Annotated in this window: 14 protein-coding genes and 1 pseudogene; 8 read left to right on the top strand and 7 right to left on the bottom strand. The window is 44.4% G+C overall.

Annotated features, from left to right (window positions below):
* Positions 1–28: 28 nt before the first annotated feature.
* The 6 genes from ilvA to B3O12_RS16395 form a co-directional block, all read right to left on the bottom strand.
* The gene (ilvA, locus tag B3O12_RS16420) at positions 29–1,270 is read right to left on the bottom strand and encodes a threonine ammonia-lyase IlvA (RefSeq protein ID WP_286757102.1); all 1,242 of its coding nucleotides are present in this window, start codon (positions 1,268–1,270) and stop codon (positions 29–31) included.
* A 207-nt stretch (positions 1,271–1,477) separates the two neighbouring features.
* A complete protein-coding gene (gene ilvC, locus B3O12_RS16415) occupies positions 1,478–2,551 on the bottom strand; it encodes a ketol-acid reductoisomerase (RefSeq protein WP_286757101.1) in 1,074 nt (357 codons plus the stop codon).
* 22 nt (positions 2,552–2,573) lie between these two features.
* Positions 2,574–3,128: an acetolactate synthase small subunit gene (gene ilvN / locus B3O12_RS16410; RefSeq protein WP_286757100.1), complete on the bottom strand. Its 555-nt coding sequence runs from the start codon at positions 3,126–3,128 to the stop codon at positions 2,574–2,576.
* A gap of 2 nt (positions 3,129–3,130) precedes the next feature.
* Positions 3,131–4,852, bottom strand: a complete 1,722-nt coding sequence (gene ilvB / locus B3O12_RS16405; protein ID WP_286757099.1) for a biosynthetic-type acetolactate synthase large subunit — start codon at positions 4,850–4,852, stop codon at positions 3,131–3,133.
* Between the two features lie 6 nt (positions 4,853–4,858).
* A complete protein-coding gene (ilvD, locus tag B3O12_RS16400) occupies positions 4,859–6,532 on the bottom strand; it encodes a dihydroxy-acid dehydratase (RefSeq protein WP_286757097.1) in 1,674 nt (557 codons plus the stop codon).
* Positions 6,533–7,423 (bottom strand): branched-chain amino acid transaminase, encoded by an 891-nt coding sequence (locus tag B3O12_RS16395; protein ID WP_286757096.1) that lies wholly within the window; start codon positions 7,421–7,423, stop codon positions 6,533–6,535.
* Between the two features lie 927 nt (positions 7,424–8,350).
* Between B3O12_RS16395 and B3O12_RS16390 the strand changes: the two genes are divergently transcribed.
* The 4 genes from B3O12_RS16390 (at position 8,351) to B3O12_RS16375 (ending at position 12,969) form a co-directional block, all read left to right on the top strand.
* The gene (locus B3O12_RS16390) at positions 8,351–9,184 is read left to right on the top strand and encodes a hypothetical protein (RefSeq protein ID WP_286757095.1); all 834 of its coding nucleotides are present in this window, start codon (positions 8,351–8,353) and stop codon (positions 9,182–9,184) included.
* A gap of 350 nt (positions 9,185–9,534) precedes the next feature.
* Positions 9,535–11,019 carry a PAS domain-containing sensor histidine kinase gene (locus B3O12_RS16385; protein WP_286742922.1) on the top strand — a complete coding sequence of 495 codons (1,485 nt, stop codon included), beginning with the start codon at positions 9,535–9,537 and terminating at the stop codon, positions 11,017–11,019.
* The gene (locus B3O12_RS16380) at positions 11,012–11,437 is read left to right on the top strand and encodes a response regulator (protein WP_189631207.1); all 426 of its coding nucleotides are present in this window, start codon (positions 11,012–11,014) and stop codon (positions 11,435–11,437) included. The genes B3O12_RS16385 and B3O12_RS16380 overlap by 8 nt, the downstream gene beginning before the upstream one ends.
* A gap of 176 nt (positions 11,438–11,613) precedes the next feature.
* On the top strand, positions 11,614–12,969 hold the full coding sequence (locus B3O12_RS16375) for a M23 family metallopeptidase (protein ID WP_189631206.1): 1,356 nt from the start codon (positions 11,614–11,616) through the stop codon (positions 12,967–12,969).
* Here the strand turns inward: B3O12_RS16375 and B3O12_RS16370 are convergent.
* The gene (locus B3O12_RS16370) at positions 12,966–13,937 is read right to left on the bottom strand and encodes an XdhC family protein (RefSeq protein WP_286757094.1); all 972 of its coding nucleotides are present in this window, start codon (positions 13,935–13,937) and stop codon (positions 12,966–12,968) included. The genes B3O12_RS16375 and B3O12_RS16370 overlap by 4 nt on opposite strands.
* A gap of 43 nt (positions 13,938–13,980) precedes the next feature.
* On the opposite strand from B3O12_RS16370, the gene moaA reads away from it, so the two are divergent.
* The 4 genes and pseudogenes from moaA to B3O12_RS16350 form a co-directional block, all read left to right on the top strand.
* On the top strand, positions 13,981–14,967 hold the full coding sequence (gene moaA, locus B3O12_RS16365) for a GTP 3',8-cyclase MoaA (RefSeq protein WP_286757093.1): 987 nt from the start codon (positions 13,981–13,983) through the stop codon (positions 14,965–14,967).
* A gap of 39 nt (positions 14,968–15,006) precedes the next feature.
* Positions 15,007–16,203 carry a molybdopterin molybdotransferase MoeA gene (locus tag B3O12_RS16360; protein WP_286757092.1) on the top strand — a complete coding sequence of 399 codons (1,197 nt, stop codon included), beginning with the start codon at positions 15,007–15,009 and terminating at the stop codon, positions 16,201–16,203.
* A gap of 3 nt (positions 16,204–16,206) precedes the next feature.
* Positions 16,207–16,683: a cyclic pyranopterin monophosphate synthase MoaC gene (gene moaC / locus B3O12_RS16355; RefSeq protein WP_286757091.1), complete on the top strand. Its 477-nt coding sequence runs from the start codon at positions 16,207–16,209 to the stop codon at positions 16,681–16,683.
* Positions 16,684–16,702: 19 nt separating this feature from the next.
* Positions 16,703–16,920, top strand: a pseudogene (locus tag B3O12_RS16350) (glycosyl hydrolase); the annotation flags it as partial.

Genomic DNA, 16,920 nt, shown 5'->3' with positions numbered 1-16,920 from the left:
GAAACAAGTTCAGGGTGACGGTTAAGTTTTAAAGAATAAACCCGAACAAATTCGGTTGCTCGTTGAGGTATTCTACCTGATAGTTTCTCGAATTCATTCGTTCCAAAAGCGGCTCAAAGTCTTCTTTTCGCATGTGCTCAATGCCAATTAAAGCAGGGCCTTTTTCTCTGGCTGTTTTTTTGGTGTATTCAAAATGTACGATATCGTCATTCGGCCCTAATACTTCAACCAAGAACTCTTTGAGCGCTCCAGCCCGCTGTGGAAAACGAACTATGAAATAATGCTTGAGTCCTTCATATAGCAACGACCGTTCACGAATTTCCTCGGTTCTCGAAATGTCGTTATTACTTCCTGACAATACACAAACCACATTTTTACCTTTTATCTGCCGACTAAAAAGGCTTAAGGCGGCCGCACTCAGTGCTCCTGCAGGTTCTACCACAATGGCCTCGCGATTATAGAGCTCCAGAATGGTGGTGCAAACCAGCCCTTCAGGAACCGTAACAAGCTCATCGAGCTGATTTCTGCAAATCTCAAAAGTTTTCTCTCCAACCGATTGGACAGCAGCCCCATCGACAAACTTATCAATCGATTGAAGGACTACTCTTTTACCGGAATTTACCGATTGAAGCATAGCCGGTGCTCCCTGAGGCTCTATTCCTATGATTTTGGTTTTAGGACTTAGTGCCTTAAAAATGGTGGAGACTCCTGCAGCGAGCCCGCCACCTCCTACCGGTAAAAAGAGATAGTCGATGGGGTCATGGGCGTCCTCCAGAATTTCAAGCCCCACCGTTCCCTGGCCTTCAATCACTTGCTCATCGTCAAACGGATGGATGAAAGCGGCCTTTTGCTTCTTGCAATATTCCTGAGCCAAGCGGTAGGCATCATCAAAAGTATCGCCAATCAGCACCACATCTACCCAATGCTTACCGAAGAACTTGACCTGATCTACCTTTTGCTTTGGTGTTGGAGCAGGCATAAAAATGGTGGCATTTACCTCCAACATTCTGCAGGAATATGCCACGCCTTGCGCATGATTTCCTGCACTAGCACACACCACGCCATTCTTCTTTTCTGCCCCGGTTAGCTGGCTGATGCGGTTGTATGCTCCACGAATCTTGTAGGACCTTACTACCTGCAAATCTTCTCGCTTAAATTGAATATTAGCTCCATGCTTTTCTGAAAATGACAGATTTGGCAACAAAGGGGTTCGTTGAATGACCCCTTGAAGCCTTTCTGCTGCCTTTTCAATATCAGCTAGTTGTGGCATGTAAAAAGTAGTTGTATTCATCGCATATTCGTATCATTTAACACGTCATTTCCGCGTAGGCGGGAATCTCCAAACAATTGCACCTAAAGCCGAGAGGGATTCCCAATCAAGTTGGGAATGACGGGTACTAGAATCATTTGAAGTAGGCCTTTACAGCCTACTCTAGCAGTAATACTCTCCTCCTATTCTAGGGAAAGATGGAGGGGGTTAAACCAATTCCTCTTTCTTTACAGATGGAGCATTTTCGGGTCTTAGTGCGCGCACTGCACGGCCGGCCTGCCACATTTCCGAATTATGAAGTTCGTCCAGTTCTTTCTGTAGTTTCTCCCTGTAGTCGGACTGAGAGTTGGAATCTATGGATTTTTGTGCCTCAATACCTGCTTTTACGGATGCGTAGAGTTTTTCAAACACCGGTTTTGTGGCTTCATAGAAAGGGTCCTTCCAGTCTAAAGCCCCACGCTGAGCAGTGGTAGAGCAGTTGGCATACATCCAATCCATACCGTTTTCAGCAATAAGCGGATAGAGTGACTGGGTTGCTTCTTCAACCGTTTCATTAAAGGCTTCGGAAGGAGAATGGCCATTGGCTCTCAATACTTCATATTGCGCCTGAAACAGCCCTTGTATTGCTCCCATCAAGGTTCCTCTTTCTCCAGTTAAGTCAGAGGTTACTTCTTTGATAAAGGTGGTTTCGAACAGATAGCCTGAACCTACGCCTATACCCAATGCAAGAATTCGATCCCGTGCTTTTCCGGTTGCATCTTGATGCACAGCAAATGAAGAGTTTAATCCCTTGCCTTCGACAAAAAGCCTTCTCAAGCTGGTTCCTGAGCCTTTAGGAGCTACAAGAGCCACATCGACATCGGCCGGAGGAACAATGCCGGTTTTATCGGAATAAGCAACCCCAAAGCCATGCGAAAAATAGAGCATTTTGCCGGCTGTAAGGTGTTTTTTAACGGTTGGCCACAACTGAATTTGTGCCGCATCGGAGAGCAGGTAGCAAATAATAGTGCCTCTTTCCAAAGCCTCTTCAATTGAGGAAAGATTCACTCCTGGCTCCCAACCATCTTCTACGGCTCTATCCCAAGACCTGGAAGGTTGTCTTTGCCCTACAATTACGTTGATTCCGTTATCTCTGAGGTTCAACGATTGTCCGGGGCCTTGCACACCATAGCCTATGATGGCTACAGTTTCTCCATTCAACACTTCTTGTGCTTTGTTTAGTGGAAATTCGTCTCTGGTTACTACGTTTTCTTCAACGCCTCCAAAATTGATTAATGCCATTGTATTAAGGTTTAAATGATTTTCAGTTAAATGATTGATTATTATTGGCCTGCCTGGCTTCATTGACTAGCTCATGCAGGTTTTTAAGTTCTTCGTCTGGTTTGATAAGCGACACCCTGCCGGACTTCACATAGTCTATGAGCCCAAAAGGTCTAAGAAACTCCAGCAAGTCATCGTTTTCGGCCTTATGACCGGTTTTTTCAATAATCATGAAGTCTTGCTCTACGGAGAGTATGCGCGCGTTCTTATCGCGGATAAGTCGCTCCACAAGATTGTGCTGAGCTGCTTGTTCTACCGACACTTTAAACAGGGTAATCTCCTGAAAAACAGTCTCTTCATCGAGGTGATAAACTGCTTTAATTACTTCTACCTGTTTTTCCAGCTGAAGCACAATTTTCTGTACAATCTCCTCGGTAGTGTTGAGCACGATAGTAAACCGGTGAATACCCGGTATCTGAGACTCTGAGGTATTGAGGCTTTCTATGTTGAGATGCCTTCTGGTGAATACAGAAGTTATTCGGTTTAGCAAACCAATATGGTTTTCTGTAAATACGGTTATGGTAAAGTCTTTACACATAGCTATGACAATCTTACATCTGAAACACTGGCTCCAGTGGGCACCATGGGAAATACATTATCTTCTTTACCCACGTGTACTTCGAGCAGATAGCTTTCTTTATGGTCCAACATCTCCGCCACGGCTTCTTTGAGCTGACTTCGCTGCTTGATTGATCGGCCTTTAATACCGTAGCCTTCCGCTATTTTCACAAAGTCAGGGTTCACCATTTCGGTACTGCTATAGCGCTTATCGAAAAAGAGCTGTTGCCATTGCCTCACCATGCCCAAAAAACTATTGTTGAGAATAATGATTTTTACGGCTGCTTTTGTCTGGAAAATGGTTCCCAACTCTTGTAAAGTCATCTGAAAGCCTCCATCACCTATCACGGCCACCACTTCTCTATCGGGCGTGCCTAATTTGGCTCCCAAAGCAGCCGGAAGACAAAATCCCATGGTGCCCAATCCACCGGAAGTAATATTACTTTTGGTTTGTTTGAAGTGAGTATAGCGGCAAGCCACCATCTGATGTTGCCCTACATCAGTAACCAAGATCGCTTCTCCCCGAGCCAGTTCATTCACTTGCCGAATTACTTCACCCATGGTTAGTTCAGGGCCTAATGGCTTCAATTCGGGCTCAATTACCTGCTCATTCTCTATCTGGTCATAGGCTCTGAATTGTTCTAGCCAAGCCTGATGGCTTTTTCGTTTTACGGCTTGGGTTAGATGCTTTAATGTTTCCTTACAGTTGCCCAATACAGGCACTTGAACTTTCACGTTTTTATTGATCTCAGAAGGGTCTATATCCAGATGAATGACTTTAGCCTGAACGGCATAGCTCGAAAGATCTCCGGTTACGCGGTCATCGAAACGCATACCTATGGCTATTAGCACATCGCATTCATTGGTGAGCTTATTAGGGCCATAATTGCCATGCATTCCTAACATACCGACATTAAGAGGATGATCGGTAGGCAATGCAGAAAGTCCTAAAAGGGTGCTGGCAGCCGGTATACCCGTTTTCTCAATAAAACTCTTGAATTCTTCTTCGGCCTGCCCAAGAATTACACCCTGACCAAAAAGAACAAATGGCCTTTTTGCTGAATTGATAAGTTCGGCAGCCTGTTCAATAGCCTCCGGGTTTATTGGTGGCACTGGTTTGTAACTCCTCACATTCTGACAGGGGCGGTATTCAAACTCTACCTCTCCAAACTGAGCATCTTTTGTAATGTCTATAAGTACAGGGCCGGGTCGGCCACTTTGAGCAATGTAAAAGGCTTTGGCCAACGCGGCAGGAATCTCTTCTGCTTTAGTTACCTGAAAGTTCCACTTGGTACAGGGCATAGAAATACTTATGATGTCTGTCTCCTGAAAAGCATCTGTACCTAAAAGGTGTGATCCCACCTGACCGGTAATACACACCAATGGCGTAGAATCGATCATGGCATCGGCAATTCCGGTGATTAAGTTAGTAGCTCCCGGACCTGATGTGGCCATAACAACACCTACCTTTCCGGTAGCCCGGGCATATCCCTGAGCTGCATGTATGGCTCCCTGCTCGTGCCGGGTAAGTACATGTTTAAGTGCCTGTTGATAGTGAAAAAGTGCATCATATACCGGCATAATGGCTCCACCGGGGTAACCGAACAGCAGGTCGACTTTTTCGGCCAAGAGTGAACGAATTACAGCTTCGGCACCCGAAGTCTTTACTTTTTCGCTAACTGACTGAGCTATTGTTGCTTCCATTTGCATTTAATTATCGGTTACACAGCCCTGTGCCGCAGAGCTTACTGTTTTGGCATATTTATAAAGGGCACCTTTACTCACTTTAAGAGCCGGTGCTTTCCAGTTTTTTCTTCTTTCAGCCAACTCGGCTTCAGATACCAGTAAATTGATTTGATTGCTGGTGGCATCTATTACTATGGGATCACCGTCCTGAACCAAGGCAATGGTACCCCCTACCTGAGCTTCAGGACTCACATGGCCAACTACAAACCCGTGGCTTCCTCCTGAGAATCGGCCGTCAGTAATCATAGCTACTGTTTTGCCCAGACCTGCTCCCATTATGGCTGAGGTAGGCTTGAGCATTTCGGGCATACCCGGTCCACCCTTAGGGCCCTCATAGCGAATTACTACCACGTGGCCATCCTTTACTCTTCCACTTTGTATACCTCTTATCGCAGAAAACTCATCGTCAAACACAATGGCCTTTCCTTCAAATCTTTCACCTTCTTTTCCGGTTATTTTAGCTACAGCACCTTCTTCTGCCAGGTTACCAAAGAGCATTTGTAAATGCCCTGTGGGTTTAATGGGTGTCTCTTTTGGCTTAAGAATGGCTTTTGAGTTATCCAGATCGGGTACTGTAGCCAGATTCTCTGCAATGGTCTCACCGGTAACCGTCAGGCAATCGCCATGGAGCATTCCCTCTTTCAGCATCCACTTCATTACCGCAGGAATCCCCCCTGCTTCATGTAAATCTTCCATCAGATACTTCCCACTGGGCTTTAGGTCGGCCAAAAAGGGAGTAATGTCTGTAAGGCGCTGAAAATCATTAAGGGTCAACTCAATGTCTATGCTATGGGCTATGGCTATAAGGTGCATTACAGCATTGGTAGAGCCTCCAAGAACGGTGATCAACCGAATGGCATTTTCGAACGATTTCCTGGTCATAATATCCCGGGGCTTTAAATCGAGCTCCAGAACATTTCTGATGGCCTTACCTATTTTATTGCATTCTTCCGTTTTATCAGCACTTATGGCCGGGTTAGAAGCACTGTAAGGCAGTGACATACCCAAGGCTTCTATTGCCGAAGACATGGTGTTGGCCGTATACATGCCCCCACAAGCACCAGCTCCCGGACAGGAGTTTTTAATAATCCCTTTATAATCTTCGTCTGATAAAGTACCTGCAAATCGTTGCCCCAGGGCTTCGAATGAAGAAACTATGTTGAGTTTCTGATTTTTGTAGCAGCCTGAGGCTATGGTGCCACCGTATAGCATAATGGATGGTCGATTGAGCCTCCCCATAGCAATTAGTGCCCCGGGCATGTTCTTGTCGCAGCCTACTATGGTTACGAGAGCATCGTAATAATGCGCTCCTGCCACAGCTTCTATGGAGTCTGCAATAATCTCTCTTGAAGCCAGCGAATACCGCATACCTTCTGTACCATTGGCAATACCATCACTCACGCCAATGGTATGATACATGAGTCCCACCAGGTTTTCTTTCCAAACACTGGCTTTTACCTGCTCTGCCAGTTTATTCAGGTGCATATTGCAGGTGTTTCCATCATAGCCGGTGCTCACAATACCTACCTGAGCTTTGCCCATATCTTCTTCCGTGAGGCCAATGCCATAGAGCATAGCCTGCGAAGCGGGCTGTGAGGGGTCTTGCGTGAGTCTTTTACTATATTTATTAAGTTCCATTTAAGCGTTTATCAATGTTTTAGGCAATGTCTTTCGAACCAGTTGTTGGTAATGCTGTGCTAGGCGATAACCAATGGTTTTCTTCCAGGGCAATCGGAAAGGACTGCCATCTAAAAATTCTATACCGGCAATTTCTGCAGCCGTACCGGTAAAAAAGGCCCCGTCTGCTCCTTTAACCATTTGCGGAGAGAAGTAGGCTTCATTTACCTTTATTCCCATTTGTGCGGCCAGTTCAAACACAGTGGCTCTGGTTATACCGGGTAGAATGTTGCCCAGCGGTGGTGTAAAGAGCTCTCCGTCTTTTTCGAAGAAAAAATTGGCACCACTACCTTCGGCCACACTACCGTTTTCATCGAGCAACAGAGCCTCATCGAACCCTTTGCCTTTGGCCTCTGTAGTAGCCAAAATAGAGTTGGTGTAGTGTCCGGTAACTTTGGCCGAAACCGGCACAGCTCTGGGATTGGGCCGTTCGTAGGATGATACCATTACATTGAGCAGATTATCTCCTAAATACCTGCCCCATTCCCAGGCGCAAATAAAAAGGTGGCTGGTGCTTACCTTTTGTAAAGACATATTCTCACCCAGATAAAGTAACGGGCGGATATAGGCATCCTTTAACCCATTGCGCTCCAGTAACTCGTATGTCCAATCGACCAGTTGGCTGACCGTATAGTCGCAAGGCATGTGCATTTTATGCGCGGAATCGATCAAACGCTCATAGTGAGCTTCGGCTTTAAATATTGAGGTTCCTTCGGCCGTAGCATATGATCGGATGCCTTCAAACACCCCACTCCCATAGTGCATGGACTGGCTGTATAAACTGGCCCTGGCTTCTCCAGCCTTTAACCACTGGCCATCTAAAAAAATCGTTGTCTGGTCGTTGTAATACATGTTTCTACATTTTGAAATTATTGGTTTGAGCTACCTGTTGCAGCCCTAAATTCCTTTTTACTACAGTTTTCAATTCAAACAATTGATGCCTTATTTGATTGTTTTTCAAGTACTTACACTAATGCTTTTACAGTTTTAAGTCTCTCCCTAATCTCATCTCTTCCTAATCCTAAAGCCTACCTGCCAAGACAAGGCTGATCGATAAGGCATTTATTCGGCAATTCCTGAAATAAGCTTGCCAGTTGGCAGATAGATTCAGGAGAACGCCAAATAAAAAGGCCTCTCTCACGGGGTGAGAAAGGCCTTCAATACTGCATACAGAAGTCGCTCCCTCACCCCGATGGGCCGGTAATAATGACTACTGTAATAATTGAGTTTAACTGTTTCATATTTTATGTTCAATGTTCCCGAACCGAGTCATTCAGAGGGAGAACATTCTCATGTTCATCAGGAATGTGCTACCTAAGAATCTCCTGCTAAGTGCAAGGCATTTGGAGATACTTTGGTGATCCCGGCCAGAAGTCTCTGGAAATTGGGCACCCGCTGAATAATGGCACTAAAACAAAAAAGCCTTCCGTTTCGGGAAGGCTTCGTATCATATATTTTGAACAATATCCTCCCCTTATTGCGGTGTCACCACAATGGTAATAATGGTTTGGATAGTGCTTACTCGTTTCATCTTGCCCAAAAGTGAAGGGTTTATTTTTTAGATCAAAGAGAATTTTGAAAAAACAGTTAACTGCATCATAGTTCATAGTGTGCTGCCCATTTGGCTGTACGAAAAGGCAAAGAAGTGTTATCCATGAATTGAAGGGGACTGAAAACAAAAGAAAACATAGGACGGCACGGGTCCTACATCGAATTACAATTGGTCACTAGCATCTTGAAAACGAGTTCTTTATATTCGCAGCCATAAATTCCAACGGCATGCGACTCGGACAACTCTCCAGAAAACTTGAGGTAGATTCATCAGTCATAGTTAAAGTACTGAAGGAACATTTTAGGGAGGTAAATAACCATCCGAACATAAAGATTCAGGAAGAAGAGTTGGCCTTTCTTACTTCGCATTTTGCTCCTAAATCTGCCACGCCTACCGGTACGGAGATGGCTACGGAAACTCCTCAAAAGACTGAGAAGCCAGAAACTACAGAAGAAAGCGCTCAAAAAGAAGATAAGGAGAAAGTTACCGAAGCTAAAAAACCGGAATATGTGGAGTCTCTCCGGCCCAAGGTGATTACTCTCGAAAACGAGTTCAGTGAAAAAACCCGGTCTCTCGAAAGCTTTAAGGTAGAAAAGCCCGAGTTGGAAGGTTTGAAAGTAGTGGGTAAAATTGACCTGCCAGAACCCAAACCAAAAACAAAGCCTGAGCAAGAGACAACGAAAGAATCAAGCCAGGCCACAGGCAAGACAAACACCATTGACGAAAAAGGAGCCCGTCAGCGGTATACGGATAAAAAGAGAAGACCAAAAACCAGAAACAACAGAAATCCGGTGGAGGCTCGGAAAAAGAAAGCCGAGTATCTGGAACGCAAAAAGAAAGAGCAGGAAGAAAAGCGACTAAAAGAACTGCGTAAAAAGCACTACGAGGAAAAGCTGAAAAATAAGTCTTCAGAAAAAGCTCCCAAAAAGAAGAAAAAGAAAAATGTTAAGTCTGTGCCGTCTCAAGCCCAGCCGCAAAAACCTGTTGAAGCAAAAAGGACTAAAAACCCAATCGTTCGCTTTTGGAAATGGCTCAATGGTCACTACGACCGTTTTGAATAGGCACCTTACCTAGTTCCTTAAAAGCCCAATATCTCCCCATGTTTTGGGTTTTGTACACAGGTTGTATTATCAAGAATTTTATGCCTCAGATAGCATCTGTTTTTATATTGTCCTTAAAAACAGCCTACCCACAATAGGTTATTTCAAAAAAATTCTCTTTATTTTTAAATTGTTAGTTGATATTTCAGAAGGCTTATAATTCTTCTGAATGCGTAAAACCAGCGCCTGGGAGAATGAATCACTTCGTGCGTTTATTCCTGAGGCTATTACCGGAATATCGAAAACAATAACCAAACACACAGACTTTCACTATTTCAATCCATTTCAATCAGCATAAACTTTTCGACTGCATGCTCTCAAAGGTATCTACCTTCAAAACCGTACTGGAAAACTTAAGCGATGGCATATCAATCATCGATAAAGAAGGAAAGCACGTTTGGGTAAACAAGGCTATGGCCACCATTACCGGGTTTACTAAAGAAGAACTACTAAAAAGTTCTCCACCACACATTTATTGGCCCGAAGAAGAGCTGGACACCATTATGAAAGCCCTTGGAGAAACCATGGAAGGCAAGTTCAGAAACTTCGAGCTCATATTTGTAAGAAAATCCGGTGTCAGGTTTCCCGTGTTAGTCAACCCCTCGCCCATTGAGAACGATGAAGGTGAAGTCCAGTATTTTGTGGCCACCGTAAAAGATCTCACCGAAGTAAGGCGAGTTCAACACGAGCTAGACGACCTTGCCTATAATTATCGGGTACTTCACGATAATACCAGCGAACTCATATGCCGGCACGAACTGGACGGCCGCTATAAGTCGGTTTCGCCATCTTCGATACGTATAACGGGTTATCGTCCAGACGAACTGATAGGCCGCGACCCTTACGAGTTTATTAAGGAAGATCATTTAGAGCAAGTGAGGCAAAACCTTCATGAACAGGCACTAGCAGGCAACGATCTTATTCGCACACAATATGAGGCCAAAAGGAAAGACGGAACGATAATTTGGCTGGATACCATTACTAAAACTTTGCTGGATGAAAACCAGAAGCCTACTGAACTAGTTACAATAAGTAGAGAAATTACTGAGCTCAAGTCGCTGCAGACGAAACTGGAAGAAAACAACCGGGAGCTCAAACGGTCTAACATGGAACTGGAAAACTTTGCTTACATAGCCTCACACGACCTCAAGGAGCCCTTACGCACTATCGATAATTATGTGCAACTCTTTGAAATGAGGTACAGCCATGTGCTGGACGATAAAGCCCGTCAATACTTCGAGTTCATCAAATCGAGCGCAAAACATTCCATTCAGCTCACTGAAGACTTGCTGAACTATAGCCGTCTCAATTCCAGTGAGTTTCCCTATAAAGAGGTAGACATGAATGAGGTTTTAGAAAACGTGTGCTCGCAATTACAGTCGAGAATAGCCAAAAGCCAAGCCAAGTTAGTCTATGACAAAAACATGCCTAGTTTGGTTGGTTCACATATCTTATTATCGCGCCTTTTCATCAACCTCATTGCCAACTCCATAAAATTCAAATCAGAAGAAAAGCCCCTTATTCGAATAGCCGTTAAAGAAACTATCAATGCCTGGCAGTTTTCAGTGAGTGATAACGGAGTGGGTATACCAAAGAAAAGCAGAAAAGAGGTATTCGAAATTTTTAGACGCCTGCGCACCACCGATGACGAAAAAGGTTCGGGCATGGGGCTCACCATTTGCAAGCGAATTGTAGAAAAACATCAGGGAGAAATCTGGATTGAAGCCAACGAACCCAAAGGTTCTACATTCAAATTTACAATCAGTAAACACTTAAAGGAAAGCACAAATGTATGATCACAAAACAAGAATATTGTATGTAGAAGACAGCTTGGCCGACATCAACCTTTTTAAAGAGTTTATCGATGATAAGGTTGAGCTTACGGTAGTCTCAGATGGTCAGTCGGCCAAAAGCTATCTTCACCGATTAAAGCAAACAAAGTCTCATTTTCCCAACCTTATTATTCTCGACATCAACCTGCCGGAAATATCAGGTTTTGAGTTACTCAACTTGATTAAGAAAGAACAACGGCTCAAGTTCATACCTACCGTAATGTTTAGCTCCAGTGACAACCAGCGCGACATTAAAGATGCCTTTAGCCAGGCTGCCAACGGCTATGTGGTGAAGCCTGGCGATCTGGGTGATTACTCAAGAGCCATTGAAACATTCATGAACTATTGGGTCTATACCTGCAAACTGCCTCAAGAACAATAACCACACCGCTACCCCTGCCATTTTTTCGTTACTCTCCGAAAATATTTTTAGTGAACAGGCATACCAACGCAACATATTCTTGCGTTTGGCAGTAATTAAGATCATTTGGCCAAAATCCAGTGGATTATTGGTCAATGTATGACAAACCAACACCAGTCGAAACTCAAAATCACAGTATGCGATTTAAGCAATTGCGTAATTATGTGCTTGTGGCTGCCATTTTAGCGGCCATTGCATCATGCCAGGAAGAGAAAATTCCGGAACCTTTTATTCCCAGAAACGACCATGAAGCATACGAAAAAGCCCTAGAAAGAGCTAACCTTCTTCATACAGCTTTGGGCAAAGATTGGCAAAACTCAGCCAAAGAAGCACTTGAAAAGCCATTGTATATAGACCTTCCGTATGAGGAGGCCTTTTTTGTAGACGATAAGGCAGCCAAAGCCATTGGCTATCGGTTTGAGGCCAAGCGTGGTCAGAAAATTCAGATTTCGCTTCAAGATCTTGCAGTAGACAGCCTCAGTTTGTTTATCGATCTGTTTAGGGTAGAAAAATCTTCAATGGTTCATGTAGCTACGGCCGATAGCACCCATCATGTGTTAGGCTTCGAACCCCGTAAAGACTCCGAATATGTACTTCGCTTTCAAACCGAATTATTGAGGGGAGGAAGTTTTAAAATCACTTTCGAAAGTGTGCCAACCCTTTCTTTTCCAGTGGCCGGGCTCAACTATAAATCCATTGGCAGTGTATGGGGAGATCCACGAGATGGCGGAGCAAGAAGCCATGAAGGAGTAGACATTTTTGCACCAATCGGCACACCCGTAGTAGCCCCCACCGATGGGTATATAAAAGTGGCCGATGAACGAGGAATTGGAGGCAAGGTGATCTGGTTGGAAGACCATCACAATCCTCAAAGCCTCTACTTTGCCCATTTGAGCGATTGGAATGTGAAGCGAGGCGACCGGGTAAAGGCAGGCGACACCATTGGTTTCGTTGGCAATACCGGTAATGCCCGCACCACCCCCCCTCACTTGCACTTTGGTGTTTATTCTCGTGGGGCCATGAATCCAATTAATCATTTAAAGCCAATAGACGGGAGTATTAAAGTGGTGCACCGCGATTTGGACTGGCTGGGAGAAACTATGCGAATGAAAACGCAAGTGCCTTTTTATGCTGATGTAAAAAGCCAAAGAGCTCAGGAAACGCTTGAGCGCAATCAGGTAGCCAGGGTTTTGGCTCTCAATGCTGCTCGCTGCAAGATTGAGCTCCCCGATGGTAGAACCGGATATATACCCAGAAATCAATTGCTTACATTGAATACACCAATCTCCAGAGGAGTAATAAAGTCAGAAATGGCCCTAATGGCGAAACCTGACCCTGTTACTACTACCGATTTGCTTCTGGTTGATGAACAATATAAAGTGTTGGGCAAGAACAAACAGTTTCTTTTGGTAGAAACCAATACTGGTAAAATAGGATGGATAGGCTCCAGACCAGAAGGACAATCGGGAAAAATAGTAGCCGATAAAAACTAGCCTGCACCGTTGTTCTTGGCCTTAATAATAGCGGCCATTATGCTTAGGGCTATTTCTCTGGGAGTCTGCGAACCGATATCAATACCAATGGGAGCATCTATTCTAGCCAAGTCGGCTTCTGTAAAACCAATACTTTTTAGCCTTTCTACTCTTTTGGCATGTGTCTTTTTGCTTCCCAATGCACCAATGTAACGTACCTCAGAAGGCAGCAATAATTTCAATGCCTCATCGTCAATCTTCGGGTCGTGAGATAGTATTACCGCAAAGCAATCACGGTCTAGTTTCAGCGTTGGCAGTACCTCCTGAGGCCATTTTACCTCCAACCGGTCAGGCTTAATGATACGCTCGGTCTTACGCACAAAAGTATCGCGCGGATCAATTAAAAGTGTTTCAAAATCATGCAGTTGCGCCAATACCAAAAGTTCCGTGCTTATGTGCGCAGACCCAATGAGTAGCATCCGCAACCGGGGAGGAAAAATATGGATAAACCATTGCTCATCAACAAAGAAGTGTTGTCTTTGTTCCAAGGCCTGCTTTACCTCATCGCTCCCATCTTGTGCCGAGTAAAACGCATTAGCATACCCATTGTTCAGGTTAGTTACCCAAGCCAATGCCACATTACTCTCCAAAGCATTGAGAATAACTTCCCAATCAATAGAATCTCCTGACTGAATAAGCACCTTTATGGCTCCCCCGCAACTCAAGCCTACCTCCCAGGCCTCGTCATCGGCCACTCCAAAGTCGGCCACTACTGCCTTGTTGTGTTTCAAAACATCCAGGGCCTTTGCCACCACGGCACTTTCTACACAACCACCACTCACCGATCCAGTCATTGTACCATCTTCCGTTACAAGCATGGCCGACCCGACCGGCCGTGGAGAACTCCTCCAGGTTTGTATGACCCGGGCAATGGCAAAGCGCTTTCTATTTTCAACTAATTCTCTTAATCTTGAAACAATGTCGGTCATGACTGACGTTTGAAAGGACTAAACAAACCTCAATATAAATAATTTGCTTGTCGATAATCATGGGCGGCCTTTAAGATACCTCCGATTGGGAGTAACCGAGCGATGCAATTTGCGCTGTTTCTACTGTATGCCGGAAGAAGGTCTTGCCTGGAGCTCCAAAAACCAGTTGTTAAGCTATGAAGAAATGCTTCGGTTGGTTGCCATTTTGGCCGGCTTGGGCATCGACAAGGTAAGGCTCACCGGGGGCGAGCCTTTTGTTAGAAAAGACCTCGTTTACTTTATGCGCGAGCTAAAGGCCATAAAAGGTATAAAGCAACTGAGTATAACTACTAATGGAACGGCTCCTGTTGAAACCATTGCTCAAATGAAGGCACTGGGCATTCATGCGGTTAACCTTAGCCTTGATAGTCTGAATCCTGAGCGCTTTGCGCGAATTACGCGCAGAAACGAATTCGACAAAGTATGGAGCTATTTTGAAGAGTTAATGAACCAGGGGCTAAGAACTAAAATCAATGCGGTAGTTATGGAAGAGCATAATCTGGAAGATATACTACCGATGGTTGCCCTAACTGAAAAGCATTCTGTGAGTGTACGATTTATAGAAGAGATGCCGTTCAATGGTGGCAGTAAAGGCTATCAAAAAATTAAATGGAACTATGAAAAGATTTTGCACCATATTTTGAACAAGCACCCGCAGGCCTTACGGTTGGATGATCACAGCAGTTCTACCTCATACAACTATAAAGTACCCGGATATGCCGGTAGTTTTGGCGTTATTCCAGCGTATTCCAGAGCCATTTGTGCTACCTGCGACCGTATAAGAATCACCCCAAAAGGCGAGCTAAAAACCTGCCTCTACCAGAATGGAGGTTTTAGTTTTAGAGACTATATGAGAGCAGGAGCCACAGACAAAGACCTACAGGCCAAGTTTAGAGAGCATTTTGGACGAAGAGCAAAGAATGGTTTTGAGGCAGAACAGAATAAAGAGCAATCTGCTAGTTTTGAGTCTATGGCTACCATTGGCGGATAGTCTAATTTTCTAAATCAGATTTTAATACGATACTCAGGTATGATCAGCTATCAACAAGCACTCGATACAATTGCTAAGTACCCTTTTGAGCCAGCCAAAGAAAAAGTGGCCTTGCAAGAGGCTACAGGAAGAATACTCGCCTCTCCAATACTTGCCGATAGGGATTTGCCTCCTTACGACAGAGTAACCATGGATGGTATTGCCATTAACTTCACTGACTTTGCCAATGGCCAGAGAGCATTTACCATACATCAAACCATTGGTGCGGGCACTCCCAAACAAACGCTCCATATTCCCGGTAAATGTGTTCAGATAATGACAGGGGCAATTATGCCTCAAGGATTGGATACGGTAATTCGCTATGAAGACCTTAGCATCGAAAATGGAGTAGCCACCATTCAGGCCGATAATGTTCAGGCCAGGCAAAACATTCATTTTAAAGGTAGCGACAAGCAAGCTGGTGAAATTGTAGTGGACAGTGGCAAAAGAATAAGTCATCCGGAATTAATTGTAGCAGCAGCTGTTGGACTTAAGGCCTTAGAGGTATTGAAAATGCCCAAGGCAGCCATTATAACTACCGGTGATGAACTGGTTGATATTGGAGATGTTCCTGACGAGCACCAGGTAAGACGATCGAGCAATTATGGAGTTCAGTCTTTGCTTAACGATCTAGGAATCGAAGTAGACCAATTTCACATTGCAGACGATAAAGATCTGATGATCAAACGAATATCATCCATATTAGAAAGTTATCAATTAATAGTCTTAACTGGTGGAGTATCGAGAGGAAAGTTCGACTATCTGCCGGAAGTACTCGAAGAGTTAGGAGTAACAAAACACTTCCACAAGGTGAAACAAAGGCCCGGAAAGCCCTTCTGGTTTGGCACTCACAGTAAGGGCAATACAGTATTTGCTCTTCCCGGCAACCCGGTGTCATCCTTTGTTTGCGCTCTGGTATACATTAGGCATTGGGTAAACTGCAGCCTTAAAATTCAGGCGAACCTCCCCCATGCCATACTCACGCATGATTTAGAGTTCGCTCCTGAGCTAACTTATTTCATCGAATGTTCACTCGAACATAAATCAGACGGTACCGTCAGGGCTACAACCTTTAAAGGCAACGGATCAGGCGATTTTGCAAATATGATCCAAGCCGATGGTTTTCTGGTATTGCCCGAAAACAAAAACCAATTTAAAAGTGGGGAATCATATCCCTACCTTCCTATTAGAAACTAGCTTATGAAAAAGGATTTTTCACATATACGAGATCAACAACCTGCCATGGTTGATGTGGGCCTTAAAAACGATACCCAGCGCACAGCCATTGCCAAAAGCCTGATACAGTTACCTTCAGAGATGAAGGAACACATTAAAGACGGAGAAATTAAAACCCTCAAGGGCCCTGTGTTTCAAACCGCTATTATAGCCGGAATACAGGCCGCAAAACGAACCTATGAGCTTATACCCTTGTGCCATCAATTAAATCTCAATAAAGTAGATATTCAAATTCAACTGGCTACACCTCTGTTAGTTGAAATAACTTGTGAGGCACGATGCACCGGCAAAACAGGAGTGGAAATGGAAGCCTTGACAGGAGCTTCAGTAGCTGCCCTAACCGTATATGACATGTGCAAAGCCTTCTCTCATGAAATAGTCATTAAGGAAACACGCCTCATTCACAAAACTGGCGGAAAGTCCGATTTCAACAAGCCATAAGCAGTAAATAGAAACGCATATGAAGTTAGTGGCTGCAACAGACAAAGGACTTATTATTTATGCTCCAACCGATGGGAAATGGACATTGACTCACTTAGCCTTTGTAGGTCTGCCGGTCGGTGCATTTCATGCCGATGAAGAAGGTAACTGGTGGGTCGCTATAAATCACAAACACTGGGGAAGCAAACTATATTTATCTGGAAATGAAGGGAAAAGCTTTGAAGAAGTGGCTGTTCC

It is taken from the genome of Roseivirga sp. UBA838 (assembly GCF_002296035.1).
GTDB lineage: Bacteria > Bacteroidota > Bacteroidia > Cytophagales > Cyclobacteriaceae > Roseivirga > Roseivirga thermotolerans.
Note: the sequence above shows the minus strand (reverse complement) of the source record. Positions and strands in the feature narration are given on the sequence as shown.